Source organism: Polaribacter sp., assembly GCF_036480315.1.
Classification (GTDB): Bacteria; Bacteroidota; Bacteroidia; order Flavobacteriales; family Flavobacteriaceae; genus Polaribacter.
Map to the genome: position 1 here is coordinate 1 of NZ_JAZGGG010000024.1, position 22,046 is coordinate 22,046.

Sequence of the window (22,046 nt, forward strand, 5' to 3'; positions counted from 1 at the left end):
TAATACCTCTAAAATTTTCTCGTAATTTGCTCTAAAGCTGTTCATCTATTTAAATGTTTGAAATTCAATTAAATATACGATTCTCTTAATCAATGAACAGCTTTTTTATAATGCACAACAGGTAAATGTTATATCTTAAGAGTAATCCTAAACGGGTTACTCTTTTTTTGTTTTATCAATATGGTTTAATAATAGTATGCCGAAAAGTGTGCCTTTTATTAAATATATTAAGGTAATTATAGATAAAATAAAAAACTTACCAGAACCTCTAGAAAACCTACAAACAACAAAAAAGCCTCACATTTCTGTGAAGCTTTAAGTGAGCCCTGCAGGATTCGAACCTGCGACCGCCTCCTTAGAAGGGAGGTGCTCTATCCAGCTGAGCTAAGAGCCCGTAGTTTTTTAAGTTGCTACGACAACTTTGTCGGGGTGGCAGGATTCGAACCTGCGACCTCCTCGTCCCAAACGAGGCGCGATGACCGGGCTACGCTACACCCCGAGAATACTTTGCGGAGAGACAGGGACTCGAACCCTGGCGACAGTTACCCGTCGACAGATTAGCAATCTGCTCCATTACCACTCTGGCACCTCTCCAGTTTTACTTAGAACTTAATAACATTTCTTTAAAAATGCGAGTGCAAATGTAATATTACAATTACAATATAACAAGTAGTTTTTAACTTTTTTTTATTTTTTTTTACTCTGGATATTCTACTCTTAAATGATAGATATTCATCAACTTCTTTTTGATTACTTTACTGATAATTTCTATCTCTCTAAATGTAATATCTGAGTTTAAAAACTGATTATCTGCTTTCTGTTTGTCTATAATTTTTTCTATTAAATCATCAATAGATTGCGCTGTTGGTTTCTTTAAACTTTTTGAAGCTGCTTCTGCGGCATCACACATCATTAATATTGCAGTTTCTTTAGAAAACGGAATAGGGCCTTGATATTGAAACTTCTTTATATCTACTTCTCCATCTATATTTATTTCTTTTTCCTTGGCATAAAAATAATAAGTTGTACTTGTACCATGATGTGTTCTAATAAAGTCTATAATTCTGTCGGGTAATTTGTGTTTTTTAGCCAACTCTACTCCTTTTATAACATGATCTGTAATTATTTTAGAACTATCTCTGGGCGACAAATCGTTATGTGGATTTACACCCGTAGATTGGTTTTCAATAAAATATTGTGGATTTACCATTTTTCCAATATCATGATACAAAGCCCCCGTTCTTACCAACATTGAATTTGCACCAATCTCATTTGCTGCAGCTTCTGCTAAATTAGCCACTTGCATTGAGTGCTGAAATGTTCCTGGTGCTTTTTCATTCAATTCTCTTAATAGTTTTGTATTTGTATTTGACAATTCTAACAAGGTAACATCAGACACTAAACCAAATATTTTTTCATACATATAAATTAATATAATTGACAAAAATGACAACAAACCATTTGCAGCAAAAAGCATAAAATAATTCCAGTTTATTTGTGATGCACTTCCCATTTTAATAATTGAAAATGCAAAATAAGTAATCATGTAAATTAATGTTATTTGCGCTACAGAAATAAAGAGATTTGCTCTTTTATACAATTCAGAAACGGTTAAAATCGTTACAATACCTGCAATAATATGTAAGTAAATAAACTCAAAACTATTGGGTACAATATAACCAAGAAGTAACACCGTTAAAACATGCGTAAATAAACCCAAACGAGCATCAAAAAAGGCTTTTAAAATAATAGGAAGCACACTTAAAGGAACTACATATAAATAGTCTGAATTGTATTTTATAACTAATGTTTGTATAAAAATCATTGAAAATACGTTAAAGAAAATAAATGTAACCTTGTTGTTGTTATTATATATCTCTACTCTATATTTTTGAAGAAATAAAAGCAACATCAACAAAGCTAGAGCTACTAAAATAGTATAGCCAAAAACAATCCAATTGTAATTGTATTCTGTCCAAACTTTTGATTCAGATTCGCTTTTTAGAGAATTTAATATTGCTAACTTCTCACCCTCAACAATATCCCCTTTTAAGATGATTAATTTGTCTTTTGAAACCTTTCCTTTTGTGTAAGAAATATTATTAATATCATTATCTATTATTTTTTGAGTAAAATTATCATCATAAGAGATATTAGGTTTTATAATTTCTGATAAAAGATTTAATAACGTTTTTTGAGCATAATCAAAAGGTTTTACTCCAACATTTTTCTCTATTTCTAATAGAACTTTTCTAGAATTAAATAGGTTTTTAAAAAGAAGGTCTTGTACTTCATTTTCTTTTCGAAGCGCAATCATTTCGTCTTTATTAGAAGCTCTATCCTCACTAATTACTTCTAAAAACCCATTAGCATAAACTTTATCAATGACTCTTCTACCAGTCTTTTCTAATTTTCTAATAACATCTAAACCTAAAGAATCTGAAGGAATTAAAGCATCTACTCTTCTTTTTAAAGTAGCTTTTACCCCAGTAATAACATCAAAATCATATAAAAAATAAAGTTTTGAATTTACATCTATCTCCTTTTTTTCTATCTTAATTTCTTCCTCCGTTTTCTGAATTGCAAAATCAAAAGGAGCATATAAATTATCATATTTCCAAAGCTGACCATTATTAAAATCGTACTGAAACTGTGTTCCTTTTGGAAACAAGTATACAATAGCTACCGTGGTAATTAAAAACAGTATTACCTTATAAATTGTAGTGTTATTTTGATATAGTTTATTAACTATTTTACTCATAATATTTTTCTTCTAACTACAAACTTACAGTAAAATTTTTAAGGTCAAAAATTCCGATTGCATAATCAAAGTAAAATTCATTAAAATTGGCTATTTTTGTAGGATAAAACTTAAAACATTTAATTATTAATTTTATCATAATAAAAAGAACATTTTATTGCATAAAATTTAATTTCACAAAAGATATTATACATGAAAGAAGTAGTAATAGTTTCAGTAGCAAGAACTCCTATTGGGAGTTTTATGGGAAGTTTATCAAAAATTTCTGCTCCAAAATTAGGCGCTGCCGCCATAAAAGGAGCTATAGAAAAGATTAATTTAAACCCTAATTTAATTGAAGAGGTTTTTATGGGTAATGTTGTTTCTGCTGGTTTAGGACAAGCTCCAGCTAGACAAGCTGCTATTTATGCAGGAATTCCTGACACCGTTCCTTGTACAACTGTAAACAAAGTATGTGCTTCTGGTATGAAATCTATTATGTTAGCTGCTCAAACAATTGCTCTAGGAGATGCTGATATTGTAGTTGCTGGGGGAATGGAAAACATGAGTTTAATCCCTCATTATCAACACGCAAGAACTGGTTCTAAATTTGGACCAATTACCATGGAAGATGGTCTGCAAAAAGATGGTTTGGTAGATGCATACGGAAAAGTTGCTATGGGTGTTTGTGCAGACGAATGTGCTACTGAATATGAGTTTTCTAGAGAAGACCAAGACAATTTTGCAATACAATCTTATAAAAGATCTGCAAATGCTTGGAGTGAAGGAAAATATAGTGATGAAATTGTACCTGTTGAAATTCCACAAAGACGAGGAGAGCCAATCATTTTTTCTGAAGATGAAGAGTACAAAAATGTAAAAATGGAAAAAATCCCAGCCTTAAGAGCTGCTTTTACAAAAGATGGAACCGTAACTGCTGCAAATGCTTCTACTATTAATGATGGTGGAGCTGCATTAGTTTTAATGTCTGCAGATAAAGCCAAGGAACTAAATTTAACTCCGCTTGCAAAAATAAAAAGTTATGCAGATGCTGCGCATGAACCTAAATGGTTTACAACCGCACCTGCAAAAGCATTACCAAAAGCATTATCTAAAGCAAATATCTCTATAGATGATGTAGATTATTTTGAATTGAACGAAGCTTTTTCTATTGTAGGTTTAGCAAACATGAAAATATTAGGCATTACAGACGATAAAGTAAACGTAAATGGTGGTGCAGTTTCTTTAGGACATCCTTTAGGAGTTTCTGGGGCAAGAATTGTTATTGCATTAACTTCTATTTTAAAACAAAATAACGCTAAAATTGGTGCTGCCGCAATTTGTAATGGTGGTGGTGGTGCTAGTGCAATTGTTATTGAAAGAATTTAATTTATAAATGTTCGGAATTTGTAATTTAAGTATTGTTCCTCTAAGAGCAGAAAAGTCTGATAAATCTGAAATGATTAGTCAGGTGCTTTTTGGTGAGCACTTTATAATTATAGAAAAACAAAAAAACTGGAGTAAAATTAAATTAACTTTTGATGATTATGAAGGTTTTATTGATAACAAACAATATGTAGAAACTTCTGAAGAATTTTATTCTCAATTAACAAATCAGAAATTATACTATTCAGGAGAAATTATAGATTTTATTACAAATGCTAAAAACGAATTAACAACCATTCCTTTAGGTTCTAACTTGCCTTTTTACAATAGTAACAAACTTCATATTAATTCAGAATTCTATATCTATGAAGGAAGTGTTTTATCAGAAAAAAAAGCTAAAAGTGAAATTTTAAATACTGCTTTTACTTATTTGAATTCTCCTTTTTTATGGGGCGGAAAAACTCCATTTGGAATAGATTGTTCCGGTTTTACACAAATGGTTTATAAATTGTGTGGCTACTCTTTGTTAAGAGATGCCAAACAACAAGCTACACAAGGTGAAGTTTTAAGTTTTATTGAAGAAAGTGAACCCGGTGATTTGGCCTTTTTTGATGATGACGAAGGGAATATCACTCATGTTGGTATCATATTAAATGATTACAACATTATTCATGTTCACGGTAAAGTACGTATAGATACATTAGACCATAGTGGTATTTTTAATGCTGATTTACAAAAACATACACACAAATTAAGAGTCATTAAAAAAGTGATATAAAAAAATCCGAAACTTTTAAGTTTCGGATTTTTTTTATACTTAAGACTTAAGGTTCTATTGACCTTTCATTTCTTTATAAATTGCTCTTAATTTATCTCCTTTAGCTTCCATTTCTAAATTATCGTAGATATTTAAAAGTACTCTAACTGTATCCACAGTTCTTTTTAAATCATCTGCTTTTTCTAAATAAGGCAATGCTTTATTATAAATTTCTTTTTGTTTTTTCTGTAATTCATTATATTTTTTCTCGTTGTTGAAGTTTTCATTCATTTCATCAACAATTTGCTTATCACCTGCTAAAATTGCAATAGATAAATTTAAATATGCATCTGAATAATCTGGTTTTAATTCAATTGCCTTTTTATAAAACTCTTCAGCTTCAACAATCTTTCCTTGATTTTGATTAACAACACCAAGGTTAAAAAATAAATTAGGATTTGTAGGATCTAATTTTACAGCCTCTTCCATCAACTCACCAAACTTGTCCATTTTATCAAGTTTAATATACATTTGAGCTTGATTCAAAATTAAATTCACATCCTTAGGATTTGCTTTTCTTGCTTCATCTAAAGCTGTAATTGCTAGTTCTGGTTTTCCTTGATTTACATAAATATAGCCAATATTCTTAACAATATCTGCTTGTTTAGATTCAGACGTTTTTTGTGTTGGTTTTATATATTGCCCCAACTTAACCATAGTATCTCTATTCGCTTTGGTACCTAAACTTTCTTCTTTACCCGTTTCTTTATTTACAGCAAAATATTGTGTAGTAATACCGGTATAACCTACTTCTTTAGCTTCTTTATAATACTTTAAAGAAGTATCATACTCTTTTGCTTGAGAAGCACTAATAGCTGCATTATATAAGAAAGAAGTATCTTTTGGACTTAACTTATACGTTAAATAAAAGCTTTTTGCTGCTTCAGAAAAATTCTTGTCATCGTTATACAATTTAACCGCTTTATTAGATACTTTTTGAATAATTCCATCCAACATTGGTTTTGCGTATTTAGTATATTTTTGCTTGCCAATTTCTTCTTCAAAAGCAAATAAGTTATTAAAAGCTTCTGAAGCTCCTTCAAAATTATTCGAACCAGCCAAAGTTTGCCCTTTTAGATAGTAATATTTCGCTTTGTATTTAGCATCCATAGATCCCACAGAAGACTCTAAAGAAGTAATTGCTGAAAGTGCAGCTGCAAATTGTGATTTCTTTACTGCTTTTTCAACTATTTTTAATTCACTTTTTTGGGCATAAGCTCCAATGGTCATCAATCCTAAAGCTAATGTTAATAATTGTTTTTTCATTTTAATGAGTTTTTAATTTATTGTTATTCTTGATTATCGTTTGAATCATTTTCAATTTCCGTGCCATTTTCTGTTTCGTCTTCAGAACCTTCAACTTCAAGCTCATCTTCCTCTTCTTCATGCATTACTTTTGCAACAGCGGCAATACTATCAGAATCTTTAATGTTAATTAAACGAACACCTTGTGTTGCACGTCCCATAACTCTTAAATCTTGAACAGCCATTCTTATTGTTAATCCAGATTTGTTAATAATCATTAAGTCATTAGAATCATCAACATTTTTAATCGCAACTAGATTACCCGTTTTTTCAGAAATATTTAAAGTCTTAACACCTTTTCCTCCTCTATTTGTAACTCTATAATCTTCTAATTTAGAACGTTTACCATATCCTTTTTCAGAAACAACTAATATGTTACTTTCCATATCATTTACAGCAACCATACCGATTACTTCATCATTTTCATGTTTTAAAGTAATTCCTCTTACACCAGAAGCAGTTCTTCCCATTGGTCGTGTTTTAGCTTCCTCAAAACGAATTGATTTACCAGATGCTAATGCTAACATTACTTGACTGTCTCCAGTTGTTAACTTCGCTTCTAATAATTCATCTCCTTCTTTAATAGTAATTGCATTAATACCGTTTGTTCTTGGACGAGAATATTGCTCTAGAGAAGTCTTTTTTACTTGACCCTTCTTTGTTGCCATAATCACATAATGACTATTGATATACTCTTCGTCTTTTAAATCTTGCGTTACCAAAAATGCTTTTACGCTATCATCTTGTTCAATATTAATAAGGTTTTGCATTGCTCTACCTTTTGTGTTTTTACCACCTTCAGGGATTTCATAAACACGCATCCAGAATACTTTTCCTTTTTGAGTAAAGAACATCATATATTGATGGTTTGTACCAACAAATAAGTGTTCTAGGAAATCTTCATTTCTGGTAGTTGCCCCCTTTTGACCTCTTCCTCCTCTATTCTGAACTTTATATTCATCTAGATTTGTACGTTTTAAATATCCTGCATTAGATATAGTAACCACTACTTTAGTATCAGGAATCATGTCTTCAATTCGCATATCTCCACCTGCATATTCTATTACAGATCTACGCTCATCACCATACTTATCCTTAATATGTAATAACTCCTCTTTTATAATTTCATAACGTCTTGGTTCATTTGCTAAAATATCCTTTAAATCAGTTATTGTTAACATAATCTCATCAAACTCTGCACGTAACTTGTTTTGTTCTAAACCTGTTAATTGACGCAAACGCATTTCTACAATTGCTTTTGCCTGAATTTCAGATAATTCAAAACGCGCTATTAATGCCTCTCTAGCTTCATCAGCATTAGAAGATGCTCTAATAATTTTTATTACTTCATCAATATTATCTGAAGCAATAATTAATCCTTCTAAAATATGAGCTCTAGCTTCTGCTTTCTTTAATAAAAATTCTGTTCTTCGAACAACAACTTCATGTCTATGTTCAACAAAATAATGAATTAATTGTTTTAAATTTAATTGCTCTGGTCTTCCTTTTACCAAGGCAATATTATTTACACTAAATGAAGTTTGAAGTTGTGTGTATTTAAATAATTTATTTAAAACAATATTAGGAATTGCATCACGTTTTAAAATGTACACAATACGCATTCCGTTTCTATCAGACTCATCTCTAATATTAGAAATACCTGATATTTTTTTATCATTAACCAAGTCAGCAGTTTTCTTAATCATGTCTGCTTTATTCACTTGGTAAGGAATTTCAGTAACAATAATGCACTCACGTCCTTTTACCTCCTCAATAATCGCTTTAGCACGCATAACAATACGCCCTCGACCAGTATGAAAAGCATCTCTTACACCATCATAACCATAAATAATTCCACCAGTAGGAAAATCTGGCGCTGTTATGTGTTGCATTAACTCATCAATCTCTATATCTCTATTATCAATATATGCCATCGTACCATTAATAACTTCTGTTAAGTTATGTGGTGCCATATTTGTTGCCATACCTACTGCAATACCAGAAGCTCCATTAACTAATAAGTTAGGAATTCTTGTTGGTAAAACTGTTGGTTCTTGTAAAGTATCATCAAAATTTAAACGGTGATCTACAGTATCCTTTTCAATATCAGCTAACATGTCTTCTGATATTTTTTGCATTCTAACCTCTGTATAACGCATTGCTGCTGGCGAATCTCCATCAACAGAACCAAAATTCCCTTGACCATCTACCATCATATAACGTACACTCCAGTTCTGTGCCATACGTACCATAGAATCGTAAACAGAAGTATCTCCGTGTGGGTGATACTTACCTAAAACTTCCCCAACAATTCTTGCTGATTTTTTATACGATCCAGTTGCTTTAATTCCTAATTCGTGCATACCAAATAAAACTCTTCTGTGAACTGGTTTTAAACCATCTCTTACATCTGGTAATGCTCTTGAAACAATTACTGACATCGAGTAATCGATGTACGCAGCTTTCATCTGATCTTCAATGTTAATTGGAATTAACTTTTCTCCGTCTGCCATATATATTCTATTAATATTTTAGTCATTTTTTTAAAACAAGGCAAGATACTATTTCTTATAGTTTTTCCAAAGGTTTTACTCCTTTCTATTTAGTAGAGTTATCAACATTTTTTAATAATTTTTAACAGCTTTTTATTTGGTTGATTTTCAAGAGTTTTCTACCTTGTTCAAGAAGTCAAACTGTCAGTTTTTAGGTCTTGGCATCTTTTTTGTAATTATTCAAAAAAAAAAGGACTAAATTTACATCAATATACATTAAAATATGGACGATAATTTTTCACCAAAAGTAAGAGATGTTATAACATTCAGTAAAGAAGAAGCACTACGTTTAGGGCATGAATTTATTGGAACAGAACACCTTTTACTAGGTTTAATAAGGAAAAACGAAGGAAAAGCAATAGAAATATTAACAGCATTTGATGTTGATTTAATATTATTGCGTAAGAAATTAGAGCAATTAAATCCTGCAGACCCAACGTTTACAGAAACTTCTGAAAAGAAAAGTTTACACCTTACAAGACAAGCAGAAAAAGCACTAAAAACAACATTTTTAGAAGCAAAATTATATCAAAGTGATTCTATAGATACCGCACATTTATTGTTGTGTATTTTAAGAAATGAAAATGACCCAACAACAAAATTGATTCACAAATATCATGTAAATTATGATGAAGCAAAAGCATTATATAAACAATTGCATGTAGACGACGTAGATTTGCCTTCTAACCCAATTGCAGAAACACCTTCTGATGATGAATTTGCATCAGAAAAACCAAACCCTTTTGAGCAAACTCAAAAAGGAAAAGCCGTTAAAAAATCTAAAACTCCAGTTTTAGACAACTTTGGTAGAGATTTAACAGCAATGGCAGAACAAGGTAAGTTAGACCCTGTAGTTGGTAGACAAAAAGAAATTGAGCGTGTTTCACAAATTTTAAGTCGAAGAAAAAAGAACAACCCAATGTTAATTGGTGAACCAGGTGTTGGTAAATCTGCCATAGCCGAAGGTTTAGCATTAAGAATTGTAGAGCGTAAAGTGTCAAGGATTTTATTTGACAAACGTTTAGTTTCTTTAGATTTAGCAAGTTTAGTTGCTGGTACAAAATATCGTGGTCAATTTGAAGAGCGTATGAAAGCTTTGATGAATGAACTTGAAAAAAATGAAGATATCATCTTATTTATTGATGAAATTCATACTATTGTTGGTGCTGGTGGAGCAACTGGTTCTTTAGATGCATCTAACATGTTAAAACCTGCTTTGGCAAGAGGAGAAATACAATGTATTGGTGCAACTACATTAGATGAATTTAGAACAAATATCGAAAAAGATGGCGCTTTAGAGCGTCGTTTTCAAAAAGTAATTGTAGATCCAACTTCTGTTGAAGAAACAATACAAATATTACAAAATATAAAAAGTAAATACGAAGAACATCATCATGTAAATTATACAGATGATGCTATTGAAGCTTGTGTTAAATTAACGAACCGTTATATGACAGATCGTTATTTACCAGATAAGGCTATTGATGCTTTGGATGAAGCTGGTTCTCGAATTCATATTACAAACATTGTAGTTCCAAAACAAGTTTTAGAACTAGAGTCGCAATTAGAAATTATCCGTAATCAAAAAACAAAAGCTGTTAACGGGCAAAAATATGAAGAAGCAGCCAGGTTACGTGACGATGAAAAAAATATGGAATCTGCATTAGATTCTGCTCAAAAACAATGGGAAAACGACTCTAAATTAAATAGAGAAATTGTTACTGAAGACAATGTTGCAGAAGTAGTTTCTATGATGACAGGAATTCCTGTGAATAGAGTTGCAGAAGCAGAAACACACAGATTACATGAATTACCAGACTTAATTAAAGGAAAAGTAGTTGGTCAAGACAATGCTGTAATTAAAGTTGTTAAAGCAATTCAACGTAATAGAGTTGGTCTTAAAGACCCTAATAAACCAATTGGTTCATTTATTTTCTTGGGACAAACTGGTGTTGGAAAAACTCAATTGGCAAAGGTTTTAGCGCGTGAATTATTTGATTCTGATGATTCTTTAATTAGAATTGACATGAGTGAATACATGGAAAAATTTGCTATCTCTCGTTTAATTGGAGCACCTCCAGGCTATGTTGGTTATGAAGAAGGTGGACAGTTAACAGAAAAAGTAAGAAGAAAACCGTATTCAGTTATTTTGTTAGATGAAATAGAAAAAGCGCATCCAGATGTGTTTAATATGTTATTACAGATTTTAGATGACGGACATATTACCGATAGTTTAGGGCGTAAAATTGATTTTAGAAATACCATAATTATTATGACTTCTAATATTGGTGCACGTCAATTAAAAGACTTTGGTGGTGGCGTTGGTTTTGGAACCGCTTCTAAAAGCGCACAAGCAGATGCAAACGCAAAAAGCATTATTGAAGGTGCTTTAAAGAAATCTTTTGCGCCGGAATTTTTAAATAGAATAGATGACGTAATTGTATTTAACGCTTTAGAAAGAGAAGATATTCATAAAATTATTGATATCGAATTAGATAAATTATTAAATAGAATTTCTGATTTAGGTTATACATTAAACTTAAGCGAGAAAGCAAAAGATTACATAGCAGACAAAGGTTTTGATAAGAAATACGGAGCAAGACCACTTAAAAGAGCTATACAGAAATACATTGAAGATGCTTTAGCAGAAGAAATTGTAAATTCTAAACTCTCTGAAGGCGATACCATTTCTATGGATTTAGATGAGAAAGAAAACAAGCTCACAATTAACATAGAAAAAGGAAAGAAAAAACCTGAAACTAGAACGGAAACAGAAACAGAAACTTAAAATATTAAAGTCCTAAACTAACGTTTGGGACTTTTTTTATATAAATAGTAGCAAATTTTAACAACATTCAAAATTTTCTAAATCAAATAAAAAAAAATATTCATTATATTTGATTCTATTTAATTTCAAATGAAACATTTTTTCTTACTTTTTTTCTTACTTTTTCTTACACCAAACGATAGTTTCTCACAAAAACTAGAAGAGCCAAATTACCCAAATTGTAGCGGGCTTCGAGAAAAAAACGAGAACTATGCTTCTGCAGACGGAAACTACATAACTTGGTGTCAAATGAAAAAACAGACTGCCTATGTACGTTGCCAATGTAAGAGAGAGAAAATGAGGGCAGAATACAAAAAAGAGAGAGAGGAGATAAATGAAAAAAGAGATCGTGTTTCTGATCAAGCAAAAGGTTTTTACGATCAATTTACTGCGAGTCAAAATAAGGCAAAAGATTACGAAGGTAAACTCTATGAAGATGACAACCCAAATTTTGAAAGTGATAGAAAAAATGCTATTTCAGCCTTTAATACTGCTAGAGAGTACAGAAAACAAAATCTTATCAATTTAGAAAAAGGATATAAATTATGTTTACGAGTAGCCTCAAATGATTTTCACTGTAAATCTAGTTTAGACTATATTAAATATGCTAAAAATGATATCGAAAACATCGGTGAGAAAATAGAAGAGTTAAAGAATAAGCAAAGACAGAAAAAATTATCAATTACGTTTAACAATACTACTTCAAGTAATTCTAATTCATCTAACAAACTTAACTATTCAAGTAACAAAAACACTAATAACAACAATACAAATAACAATAAAAAAAACAGCAACTCAAACACATACAGACCTAGATATCAGAACAATACAAATAAAAGTTATAATAATTCCAGAACAGAAACCTATCAACAAAAACAAGTTCGCTTAAAACGAGAAAAAAAGAATAAAGAAATTGAAGAAAACAATAGAAGGTACAAAGCACAACTAGCGCGTATTGAGTCTAATAAAAGATTTCATGCAAAAATGGAAGCTTATAGCAGAAACGCTATGTCTAAATTTGACCAAGCAGCACAAGGAGATTTAATGGCTGCAGGAATTATGAAAGGTACTTATGCAATTGCAATGGCTTCGCAAGGTTATACAGACAAAACAGCAATTATTGGAGCAGCAACCAATATTATTGGTGGACTTATGCAAAATGCTGAAAGAAAAAGAAAAGAGGAAGCCAGACTTGCAGCTATTGCTACTGCTAAAAGAAAAAGAGAAGCTGCTAAACGTAAATTTATTGCAAAATTAGTAAGAAACAGAAAGGTTGCTTTAGCAAGAATGCCTGCTTACAAATATCCTAGTTTTTTAACAGAAGAATCAGCTAATTCAGTTTTTTTCTTTGCGATGTTAGCTGATGAAGAAAAATTAAAAAAAGATTTACCAGAAATTAAGATCACAGATTTAATTGAAGTTGCAAGATATTCAGATGGAACCTGGCCATCTGAAAACGTTTTTAAACAAAAGCTTACAAAATACGGTAGTTATGATGTTAAAATAATAGGTGCTTTTACCAATTATTCTATTGCAAGTAGAAAACTAGAACAGTTAATCAAGGGATTTGCAGAAAATGGAGTAAAAATAAAACTAATAAACGCTGCAAAGGATTTTATTGTTGAGAAAAGAGAAAATAGTACAACTAAAAACTCTTCAGGTAAAAATGACTTCTGGGGAACTTCTATTTCTGAAAAAGGAAAAGAAATTAAAAAACCAGTAACAAAAAAAGAAACTTCAAAAACTAAAAAAGAAGTATCAATTGCAAATGAAAATGGTTTATGGGGAAAATCTATAACGTTAGAGAAAAAGAAAGAACCTATATTAGCCGTTAAGAAAAAAGTGTCGAAAAAGAAGAAAAAAGATTTGTGGGGTAAAACTATTAAAGTGGAGAAGAAGAAAGACACCACAGCTAAAAAGAAAAAAATTAAAAAATTAAAAAAGGATTTTAAAAAATTAAATTAAACAAAAATTACAATTTTCATATGAAATTATTTACCCTAGTTAGCTTTTTTATATTATTTACTTCTATTTCAACAGCCCAAAGTTCTTTAGCAAAAATAGAATACAGTTATGCAGAAGAAGCATATCGTGCTAAAAACTACATAAAAACAATTAAACATTTAGAAGAAGTAAAATCTTTACTTGGTGGTGAAACCAATGGCTTGGTTATGTATTTAGAAATTATGTCTCGAAACCACCAACGTGTTTCATTATACCAAATTTTACAAAACTCTGTAGGTGTAGATTTAGGTGATATTTCTGATAAAAATGCAGATTTAGAAGATGTAAACCTTATAAATAAAGCTAGTTCTGGAGACAGCGAAGCTAAATTTCAATTAATAATAAAACTTACAAGAGCACAATACAATAAGCAAGGTTTAAAATTTGATGAAAACATGTTAAAGAATGAAGTCTTTGTAAAACATGTTAAGAAAATAGCAGATACAATGAATTTTGAACGTTTAAAACAAACGTCTAATCTTATTAAAAAAGGAAATGAGAGTTCTATAAATAAATGGTTAGCATCTAATATAAAAATTGACGAATTATGTGCTTCTTATTTAAAAAACTTTGAAAATGATGTTCCTTTAGAAAAATTAAAACAAATTTATGAAATTAAAAAAGAGATTCGTCCGTTTATAGAAAATAAAGACTTGCTTACAAAAGCATGGTCTTTAATTGCAGAAAAAAAATACGAAATAGCTTATATTAAATTTAATGAACTAAACGCAATTGGCATTAATAGCAAAACCGTTTTAAATAAATTAAAACCTGTAATTGAAAAAAATAAAGTTAAAGAAGAAGCATTAAAAGCTCAAGAAAAAGCAATAAAAAATATTGAAGAAAATATGGTTTTGGTAAAGGGTGAAGCCAGTGTTTCTGAAGCAATAGATGTTAATGGAAATACTGTTTTAGAATCTATTCCAGATTTACATGTAAGTAAATTTGAGCTAACACAGTTAGCTTATTGGTCTGTTATAGACGTAAATAGGTTAAAAGTTTCTACTTGTAAAACGTGTCCTATCACTTTTCCTTCTAGAAACTACATAGATACTTTTCTTGAAAAATTAAATAAAGCAACAGGAAAAAAATACAGGCTACCAACCAAAGAAGAATGGTATTGGTTTGCTACTGGTGGAAGAAAAACTACCGATGAAAAAAGAGGTATTAATGAAGAAAAAGCAGACAATATAAGTAAATACGCTTGGCATAGTAAAAACAGTAATGGAAAACGACAAAAAGTTGGTTTAAAAGAACCTAACGAATTAGGCTTATACGATGTTTGGGGTAATCTATCTGAATACACAACTACAAGTGCTGTTGGTGGCGCTTTTAATACCTTAAAAAAACGTTTTAATTCTGGTGATGATTATACAGATTTGTATAAAGTAAATAATGAAAAAAAATCTTTAGGAAAACGCAAAGTATTCAGTTTAAGTATTATTGGTGTTGGAGAAAATAAGGATGATAAAAAACTAGGAATTCGTTTGGTTAGAGATATAGAATAGATATTTTTATTTTCTGATATATAAAACCTAATTATGCAAACTACAAGTTATAAAATTTAACTAATTTCAATTCTTGTATATTGCATTTATAAATACATATTATGAAATTAAACCTATTATCTTGCGACGCTCAAAGCCCCAATAAAAGAGCAATTGCCAATTGTATTGCAGAGATTTCAACTAATATGAGCTCTTCTTTATCAAATGAGCTTACAGAAATCCTTTTAGAAGGTGATGCTGTAGATATTGAACTGGAAGATAAAAATGCTGGCTCTGGCTTAAGAGCTTTGCGAAAATTAAGTATTGACTACCAGATTATTGAATAACCTTAAGGACTTCAGGTTTTAAAACATCTTCTTAAATTAGTTTAACCCAGATTAACTCTACTTTTTTATTTTATGGAGTCGTTGAATGTTTTACATTTGAAACCGCATCCTTTTTGTCTTTACAGCAAAATATATAGTGAAAAAGCAGGAAATAGCTTCAAAAAAATCAATTTCTAATGCTATCTGCTTCTGTAATTAAAACAGTTTTTGCAGCAGTAGCTTCCTAGATAAAATACTACCAATTAAACTAGAGCTTTCATAAGCATCAGTAGAAAGTTTATATAATTCCTCTGTTCCATTATCGTTTTTATATACTTATAAGCAACATTCCTAACAATGTACGCATTCTCTTTTTCTGAATAAACAAAAGATCTTTTTGTTACATTCTCATCTGTAAGTAAATTATTAAAACTTGTACTATTATGAATTTCTGTGGTAGAGACTCTTGCATAATAATCTACACCCATTGTTATTGGATCATCTGCATTATTAGACAAATGCCATTTCCCTATAATTGCAGTTGCATACGCATTACTTGTGTTAACGTTTATATATTTTTGAAGTGAAGTTTCTGATGTAGAAATAACATCACCTACTTCTAAAACACCCGTTTTAATTCCGTATTTCCCTGTAATAATAGAGGCTCTTGTTGACGAACAAACTGAATATGCTCAAGTAATATCAAACGTAATTCCATTAGTCATTAAACTTTGTAAGTTTAGCATGTTTCTTTAGTATTCCCTTCAGTATAATTAGGAATTGCATCTTTACTTACATCGTATGCAATCACAAATAGAATGTTTGGTTTAGTGTTTGATGTAGGGTTTTCTATCTCTTCTTCCGATGCCGCTTCAATAATTGATGTGAACTACAATTCATAAAAAAAGACACAGTAAAATAATTGTAAAAGAAGATAGCTTCATAATTGTTAGATTGTTCTTGGACTTAAATATAGTTGAATGGTTTAATATATAAATTTAAAGATAATATTGAATCCTAAAAAAAATGCTATTTTTGAACTTAAGAACCTATCGTGCAAAAAAGAAAATCAACATGAATTTAGAAGAACTTAAATACCCAATAGGACATGAAAATATTCCCAAAAAAATAACTTCTAAAAACATCGAAGATTGGATTTTCGTTTTAGAAAAGTTTCCTCAAAATTTAGAGCTTTTAGTAAAAGACTTATCAGACAACCAAATAGACACACCTTATAGAGATGGCGGTTGGACTATTAGGCAAGTTGTACATCATTGTTATGATAGTCATCATAATTCTTACACACGTTTTAAATGGTCATTAACAGAAGATAAACCTGTTATAAAAGTATATTTTGAAGAACGTTGGGCAGAATTACACGATTCTAAATTTGCCCCAGTTTTTTTATCTATAGACGCATTAAAAGCTTTACATAATAAATGGGTTTATTTATTAAAAGGTTTGTCTAAAAGTGATTTAGAAAATATTTTTGTGCACCCTTCTAATAATGAAGAAATCTCTTTAAAGGAAAATATTTGCATTTATGCTTGGCATTGTAATCATCATTTTGCACATATAGAACAATTAATGACTCGTAAAGGTTGGCAAAAATAGATCTAATCTGTTTTAGTTTTTCTATTTTTAAATTATCCATATCTTTAAATTTTTAATATTTATACATGAAAACCGCAAAACAATGGTTTGATGATTATGCTGTTAGTCATCAAAATGAAACCAACCAATTAGTACATTACATCTGTGTACCCTTAATTTTCTTTAGTGTAATTGGGCTTTTAATGTGCATACCAAATACTTTTTTAGAAAACAATATTGGTTTATACAATCCATTATTAGAAAATTGGGCTGCAGTAATTGGTGTTATTATTTCTGTATTTTATCTAAGACTAGGTTTCTGGTATTTTCTAGAAATGCTATTTGTAATATTGCTATGTATTGTTGGTAATTTCTGGTTAGGAAATAACCTTAACTTATTATATACTTCTATAATTATCTTTGTTGTGGCTTGGATTGGTCAGTTTTGGGGACATAAAGTTGAAGGAAAAAAACCGTCGTTTGCAAAAGATTTACAATTTTTATTGATTGGCCCACTTTGGGTAATTCAAAAATTAGGAAAGAAGAAATAATATGCAAGAAGAAATTACTTTTGAAGACTTTTTAAAAGTTGATTTTAGAATTGGAACTGTAATTGAAGTGAACGACTTTCCGAAGGCAAAAAAACCTGCCTATCAATTAAAAATAGATTTTGGAGGATTGGGAATCAAAAAGACAAGTGCACAAATAACAGGTTTATATTCTAAAGAAGATTTATTAAACAAACAAGTTTCTGCAATTGTAAATTTTAAACCTAGACAAATTGCTAATTTTATGAGCGAAATTTTGATCATTGGTGTTTATAATACGGATGGAAAAGTCGTTTTATTACAAGCTTCTAAAGAAATTAAAAACGGAGAGCAAATTAATTAGTCTTTGCAATTTCGATTAAAAAATGAGAAATAATCTCATAAAAAAAAGCAATGTTAAAAGAAAAACTACAAAACTATCATGTAATTCTAGCCTCTAAATCGCCAAGAAGACAACAATTCTTTAAAGATTTAGATATCGATTTTACCATTCAATTAAAGGAAGTAGAAGAAATTTATTCGAAGGAATTAAAAGAAACTGAAATCACAGATTTTTTAGCCGACTTAAAATCGAAAGCTTTTACAGATTTACAAGAAAACGATTTACTAATAACTTCAGATACTATTGTTTGGCTGAAAGGAAAAGCTTTAGGAAAGCCTAAAAATCATGAAGATGCTTTTGACATGTTACGTAATTTATCTGGTAATACACATAAGGTAATTACCTCTATTTCTATAAAAAATAAGTCTTTTCAAAAAATTATAAATGATGTAACTACAGTTTCTTTTAAAGAATTATCTGGTGAAGAAATTAATTATTATATCAATAATTACAAACCTTTTGACAAAGCAGGTGCTTACGGAATTCAAGAATGGATTGGTTTTATAGCAATCGATAACATACAAGGAAGTTATTTTAATGTAGTTGGCTTGCCCGTGCATAAACTTTACAAAGAACTAATGGAATTATAAATACTTTTAAACGTCTAAAAAACAATAAATTACATACAAAAAAATCTACAAACTATTGCAGAGGTAATATACCATATAAACTCATTAAATCTGTTGTTTTCTAACACTCATAAACCTTCTAAATTTGCACTTGTAAATATTAAAGATTATGAAAATAAGAAATCAAAAAGTAAAAGTAGAGAACAAAATTGCTACACCAGTATTAACCTTAAGTAACACAAATTCTAATGTTTGGAATTCTAAAAGAAGATACAGATAAATAAAATTCAACAAAAAATCATCAATAAGCTCTTTTAAAAAAAAGAGCTTATTTTTTTGCTTAAAAATGAATAAAAAGAAATCATAATTTCTGTAAAAAAAATTGATAAACAAAGAATATAGATATACATTTTATAACGTTTTGAAATACTTTATCACAAACTGTTAAAAAATCTTTTCTCTATTCTCGCTTTTCTTTTCTCTAAAGAGAAATAAAAGTTTATTTTTACGAAAATTTTACAACACAACATTTTTATAATGAAAAAATATACGTACACAGAAAAAAAAGATACTCGTTCTGGTTTTGGTGATGGTTTAACTGAACTTGGTAGAACAAATCCTAACGTAGTTGCTTTATGTGCAGATTTAATTGGTTCTTTAAAAATGGATCAATTTATAAAAGAAAACCCAGAAAGATTTTTCCAAATTGGTATTGCAGAAGCAAATATGATTAGTATTGCTGCTGGATTAACAATTGGAGGTAAAATTCCTTTTACAGGTACTTTTGCTAACTTTTCTACAGGTAGAGTTTATGATCAAATTCGTCAATCTGTTGCATACTCTGGTAAAAACGTAAAAATTTGTGCATCTCACGCAGGTGTTACTTTAGGTGAAGATGGCGCAACACATCAAATATTAGAAGATATTGGTTTAATGAAAATGTTACCAGGAATGACGGTAATTAATCCTTGTGATTACAACCAAACAAAAGCGGCAACTATTGCAATTGCAGATTTTGATGGTCCTGTTTATTTACGTTTCGGTAGACCAAAAGTGCCGGTATTTATGCCAGCAGACGAAGAATTTGTTATTGGTAAAGGAATTCAATTAACAGAAGGAACAGATGTAACTATTGTTGCAACAGGTCATTTAGTTTGGGAATCTTTACAAGCAGCAGAGCAACTAGAAGCAGAAGGAATTTCTGTTGAAGTTATAAACATACACACTATTAAGCCATTAGACGAAGACATTATCTTAAAGTCTGTAGCTAAAACGGGGTGTATTGTTACTGCTGAAGAGCATAATAAATTAGGTGGTTTAGGTGAAAGTGTTTCAAGAACTTTAGCATTAAACGCTCCTACTCCACAAGAATTTGTAGCAACTAACGATACTTTTGGTGAGTCAGGTACACCAGAACAATTAATGGCAAAATATGGTTTAGATGCTGCTGCTGTTGTAAAAGCTGTTAAAAAAGTAATTTCTAGAAAATAATAACGTTTTAAGATTATAAGACGTCTTTATATTAACTTTAAAAATAAAAATGATGAAAAAAATAATTTTAGTAATGTGTTTGGCATTTGCTTTTAGTCAAACTTCAAATGCACAAATAGCTTTTGGTGTAAAAGCTGGTGTAAACTACAATTCTAATTCAATTAAAGCAGTTGGAACCGATCTTTTTGAAGGAGCTGAAAGTAAAACAGGTTACCATGCTGGTATTTGGTTACGTTTTAAAATTCCGGTTGTTGGTTTGTATATAAGACCAGAATTGGTCTACACAAATTTAGAAAATGATGTTAAATACAAATCTACTGGAAATACATCTTCTTATAATTTTCAAAAAATTGATATTCCTGTTTTATTAGGAAAAAAGATTTTTGGTGTTGGTAATATATTTATTGGCCCTTCTTTTCAATATATTTTAGATTCTGATTTTAGTTTTGATGACATAAAAGATGTGGACACAAAAGGGTTTACCGTTGGTTTACAATTTGGTGGTGGCGTTGAAATTGGTAAATTTGGAATTGATGTACGTTGGGAAAGAGCTTTTTCTGGAATTGAATCTACTTTTCTTTCAGGAACTGTACCACAAACTTTTGATACTAGAGTTAACCAGATAATTATTGGGGTTTCTTTAAAATTATAAATAAATTTCAAATATAAAAAGAGGGAAAATATGTATATATTTTCCCTCTTTTTATGCGCTATAATCTACTCTTTTAACAAAACATAAAAACTTATAAGAAATTCATTTTTTGTAGTAACAAATACAGCTGTAATAGCTAATTTTTCTTACATATACTCGATGGATTTAGCTTTTCGGGAATTTTGACAAATTTATTTTTTTCTTTGTCAAGGCAAAATTTTCAATCATAGCCGTAGCTACGATTTAAAATTTTAACGCTGAAAAAGGGAAAAAGAAAGAGTAAAAAAACCGTAAAGCTATGTGCATTGAGTATATAATAATCTATATAAATAGTTTCTGAAGAGATAATAAAAAACTAGCAATAATCCCTGCACTCTATTGCATAAAAAAAACTCTTGATTTCTCAAGAGCTTTTTTATATACTTAAAATAAATATTATTTATTTCACATCCGGATTTAAATAATCTGGTAACGTTTTATCAGTTCCACTAAAATCGTTTGCAGGGTTTCCATCTCCATTAGCATCTTCATCTTTCGTTAAAACACCATCACCATCATCATCAATATCTAAATAGTTAGGAGTAAAATCCCCATCTGTATCATCATTTCTTGGGTCACCATCACCATTTGGGTCTTCAAAAATTGAAGCAACTCCATCATTATCAGCATCTGTATTTTCTACGATATCAAATAAGTTAATATAAAACAATAAGTTCTGATTAGGGTTAATTGAAGTTGTTCCTGTATTTCTATAGGCTAAACCAGAAGGAATAAATAAAATACCTTTTCCTCCTTTTTCATAAGTAATTGGTCCATTATTCGTAATATTTTTACCTCCTTTAAAGTTAGTAAAACCATGTGTCCATCCTCTAACTACGTTGTTTAATGTAAACCAAATTCCATTATTTCTATCAAAAGCAACACTACCTATACTATCTGTATTCACAATTCTTTGCCCAGAATATTTCACTAAAACAGAATCCATCACTGTAGGAAAACCTTTTACTGGATCAGGATCGCCAACATTATTCAAGTAATAATATAAAATGTAATCGATCTCATTTTCAGATACATCCATAGATTTTAAGTTAGAATCGTCAAATAATGCAGTTTTTCCACTTGTTATTGGTTTTACAGAATCTAGAGTTGCATCATAATAATGTTTCTTAAAAAAAGAGGCTAAAGAATCCTGGTCAATTAAAGCTTGTGCTTCATGATCAAAGTTATCTACAACAATATTATTATTGTCTCCGCAAGAATAGATTATGGTCGCAAAAATTGCAAAAGCAATTATATTTTTTATTTTATTCATTTTAATGGTAAAATTTTGAAGGCGCAATTTACCATTTTTATACCTTTGTAAAAAG

General features: G+C 30.0%; 17 protein-coding genes and 3 tRNA genes. 12 read left to right on the forward strand and 8 right to left on the reverse strand.

Translation table 11 applies throughout. From position 1 onward, the window contains the following. Positions 1-320 precede the first annotated feature (320 nt). The 4 genes from V3V28_RS04980 to V3V28_RS04995 form a co-directional block, all read right to left on the reverse strand. A tRNA-Arg gene (locus tag V3V28_RS04980) sits at positions 321-394 on the reverse strand. 30 nt (positions 395-424) lie between these two features. Next, a tRNA-Pro gene (locus V3V28_RS04985) sits at positions 425-499 on the reverse strand. 11 nt (positions 500-510) lie between these two features. Continuing rightward, positions 511-594, reverse strand: a tRNA-Ser gene (locus V3V28_RS04990). A gap of 103 nt (positions 595-697) precedes the next feature. Continuing rightward, positions 698-2,761, reverse strand: a complete 2,064-nt coding sequence (locus V3V28_RS04995) for an HD family phosphohydrolase (protein ID WP_331363929.1) — start codon at positions 2,759-2,761, stop codon at positions 698-700. Positions 2,762-2,953: 192 nt separating this feature from the next. Between V3V28_RS04995 and V3V28_RS05000 the strand changes: the two genes are divergently transcribed. Continuing rightward, a complete protein-coding gene (locus V3V28_RS05000; RefSeq protein WP_331363930.1) occupies positions 2,954-4,129 on the forward strand; it encodes an acetyl-CoA C-acyltransferase in 1,176 nt (391 codons plus the stop codon). A gap of 7 nt (positions 4,130-4,136) precedes the next feature. Beyond that, the gene (locus V3V28_RS05005; protein ID WP_331363931.1) at positions 4,137-4,904 is read left to right on the forward strand and encodes a C40 family peptidase; all 768 of its coding nucleotides are present in this window, start codon (positions 4,137-4,139) and stop codon (positions 4,902-4,904) included. A gap of 54 nt (positions 4,905-4,958) precedes the next feature. On the opposite strand, the gene V3V28_RS05010 is transcribed toward V3V28_RS05005, so the two are convergent. Next, positions 4,959-6,209 (reverse strand): tetratricopeptide repeat protein, encoded by a 1,251-nt coding sequence (locus tag V3V28_RS05010; protein WP_331363932.1) that lies wholly within the window; start codon positions 6,207-6,209, stop codon positions 4,959-4,961. A 23-nt stretch (positions 6,210-6,232) separates the two neighbouring features. Next, entirely contained in the window at positions 6,233-8,761 is a 2,529-nt protein-coding gene (gene gyrA / locus V3V28_RS05015; protein WP_331363933.1) for a DNA gyrase subunit A, read from the reverse strand. A 262-nt stretch (positions 8,762-9,023) separates the two neighbouring features. On the opposite strand from gyrA, the gene V3V28_RS05020 reads away from it, so the two are divergent. The 4 genes from V3V28_RS05020 to V3V28_RS05035 all read left to right on the forward strand — a co-directional run bounded on the left by V3V28_RS05020 (position 9,024) and on the right by V3V28_RS05035 (position 15,465). Further along, positions 9,024-11,588: an ATP-dependent Clp protease ATP-binding subunit gene (locus V3V28_RS05020; protein WP_331363934.1), complete on the forward strand. Its 2,565-nt coding sequence runs from the start codon at positions 9,024-9,026 to the stop codon at positions 11,586-11,588. A gap of 129 nt (positions 11,589-11,717) precedes the next feature. Continuing rightward, positions 11,718-13,592, forward strand: a complete 1,875-nt coding sequence (locus V3V28_RS05025; protein ID WP_331363935.1) for a hypothetical protein — start codon at positions 11,718-11,720, stop codon at positions 13,590-13,592. 20 nt (positions 13,593-13,612) lie between these two features. After that, entirely contained in the window at positions 13,613-15,139 is a 1,527-nt protein-coding gene (locus tag V3V28_RS05030) for a formylglycine-generating enzyme family protein (RefSeq protein ID WP_331363936.1), read from the forward strand. A gap of 101 nt (positions 15,140-15,240) precedes the next feature. Further along, positions 15,241-15,465 (forward strand): hypothetical protein, encoded by a 225-nt coding sequence (locus tag V3V28_RS05035; protein WP_331363937.1) that lies wholly within the window; start codon positions 15,241-15,243, stop codon positions 15,463-15,465. A gap of 242 nt (positions 15,466-15,707) precedes the next feature. Here V3V28_RS05035 and V3V28_RS05040 read toward each other — a convergent pair whose 3' ends face one another. After that, positions 15,708-15,962, reverse strand: a complete 255-nt coding sequence (locus V3V28_RS05040) for a hypothetical protein (RefSeq protein ID WP_331363938.1) — start codon at positions 15,960-15,962, stop codon at positions 15,708-15,710. Positions 15,963-16,518: 556 nt separating this feature from the next. On the opposite strand from V3V28_RS05040, the gene V3V28_RS05045 reads away from it, so the two are divergent. From V3V28_RS05045 to V3V28_RS05070, 6 genes are all read left to right on the forward strand, one after another. Further along, on the forward strand, positions 16,519-17,058 hold the full coding sequence (locus V3V28_RS05045) for a YfiT family bacillithiol transferase (protein ID WP_331363939.1): 540 nt from the start codon (positions 16,519-16,521) through the stop codon (positions 17,056-17,058). Positions 17,059-17,123: 65 nt separating this feature from the next. Next, complete coding sequence (locus tag V3V28_RS05050) at positions 17,124-17,588, forward strand: Mpo1 family 2-hydroxy fatty acid dioxygenase (protein WP_331363940.1); 465 nt, start codon at positions 17,124-17,126, stop codon at positions 17,586-17,588. A 1-nt stretch (position 17,589) separates the two neighbouring features. Further along, positions 17,590-17,928 (forward strand): tRNA-binding protein, encoded by a 339-nt coding sequence (locus V3V28_RS05055; protein WP_331363941.1) that lies wholly within the window; start codon positions 17,590-17,592, stop codon positions 17,926-17,928. Between the two features lie 50 nt (positions 17,929-17,978). Then, complete coding sequence (locus V3V28_RS05060; protein ID WP_331363942.1) at positions 17,979-18,557, forward strand: Maf-like protein; 579 nt, start codon at positions 17,979-17,981, stop codon at positions 18,555-18,557. A 516-nt stretch (positions 18,558-19,073) separates the two neighbouring features. Continuing rightward, entirely contained in the window at positions 19,074-20,027 is a 954-nt protein-coding gene (locus V3V28_RS05065; protein ID WP_331363943.1) for a transketolase family protein, read from the forward strand. Positions 20,028-20,079: 52 nt separating this feature from the next. Further along, the gene (locus V3V28_RS05070; RefSeq protein ID WP_331363944.1) at positions 20,080-20,679 is read left to right on the forward strand and encodes a porin family protein; all 600 of its coding nucleotides are present in this window, start codon (positions 20,080-20,082) and stop codon (positions 20,677-20,679) included. Positions 20,680-21,118: 439 nt separating this feature from the next. Here the strand turns inward: V3V28_RS05070 and V3V28_RS05075 are convergent, their stop codons facing one another. Next, a complete protein-coding gene (locus V3V28_RS05075) occupies positions 21,119-21,991 on the reverse strand; it encodes an FKBP-type peptidyl-prolyl cis-trans isomerase (protein ID WP_331363945.1) in 873 nt (290 codons plus the stop codon). Positions 21,992-22,046 lie beyond the last annotated feature (55 nt).

Excerpts from the sequence above, each read along its gene's own strand:
- V3V28_RS04995 (WP_331363929.1), bottom strand. The coding sequence starts at position 2,761 with ATGAGTAAAATAGTTAATAAACTATATCAAAATAACACTACAATTTAT.
- V3V28_RS05000 (WP_331363930.1), top strand. The coding sequence starts at position 2,954 with ATGAAAGAAGTAGTAATAGTTTCAGTAGCAAGAACTCCTATTGGGAGT.
- V3V28_RS05005 (WP_331363931.1), top strand. The coding sequence starts at position 4,137 with ATGTTCGGAATTTGTAATTTAAGTATTGTTCCTCTAAGAGCAGAAAAG.
- V3V28_RS05010 (WP_331363932.1), bottom strand. The coding sequence starts at position 6,209 with ATGAAAAAACAATTATTAACATTAGCTTTAGGATTGATGACCATTGGA.
- gyrA (WP_331363933.1), bottom strand. The coding sequence starts at position 8,761 with ATGGCAGACGGAGAAAAGTTAATTCCAATTAACATTGAAGATCAGATG.
- V3V28_RS05020 (WP_331363934.1), top strand. The coding sequence starts at position 9,024 with ATGGACGATAATTTTTCACCAAAAGTAAGAGATGTTATAACATTCAGT.
- V3V28_RS05025 (WP_331363935.1), top strand. The coding sequence starts at position 11,718 with ATGAAACATTTTTTCTTACTTTTTTTCTTACTTTTTCTTACACCAAAC.
- V3V28_RS05030 (WP_331363936.1), top strand. The coding sequence starts at position 13,613 with ATGAAATTATTTACCCTAGTTAGCTTTTTTATATTATTTACTTCTATT.
- V3V28_RS05035 (WP_331363937.1), top strand. The coding sequence starts at position 15,241 with ATGAAATTAAACCTATTATCTTGCGACGCTCAAAGCCCCAATAAAAGA.
- V3V28_RS05045 (WP_331363939.1), top strand. The coding sequence starts at position 16,519 with ATGAATTTAGAAGAACTTAAATACCCAATAGGACATGAAAATATTCCC.
- V3V28_RS05050 (WP_331363940.1), top strand. The coding sequence starts at position 17,124 with ATGAAAACCGCAAAACAATGGTTTGATGATTATGCTGTTAGTCATCAA.
- V3V28_RS05055 (WP_331363941.1), top strand. The coding sequence starts at position 17,590 with ATGCAAGAAGAAATTACTTTTGAAGACTTTTTAAAAGTTGATTTTAGA.
- V3V28_RS05060 (WP_331363942.1), top strand. The coding sequence starts at position 17,979 with ATGTTAAAAGAAAAACTACAAAACTATCATGTAATTCTAGCCTCTAAA.
- V3V28_RS05065 (WP_331363943.1), top strand. The coding sequence starts at position 19,074 with ATGAAAAAATATACGTACACAGAAAAAAAAGATACTCGTTCTGGTTTT.
- V3V28_RS05070 (WP_331363944.1), top strand. The coding sequence starts at position 20,080 with ATGAAAAAAATAATTTTAGTAATGTGTTTGGCATTTGCTTTTAGTCAA.
- V3V28_RS05075 (WP_331363945.1), bottom strand. The coding sequence starts at position 21,991 with ATGAATAAAATAAAAAATATAATTGCTTTTGCAATTTTTGCGACCATA.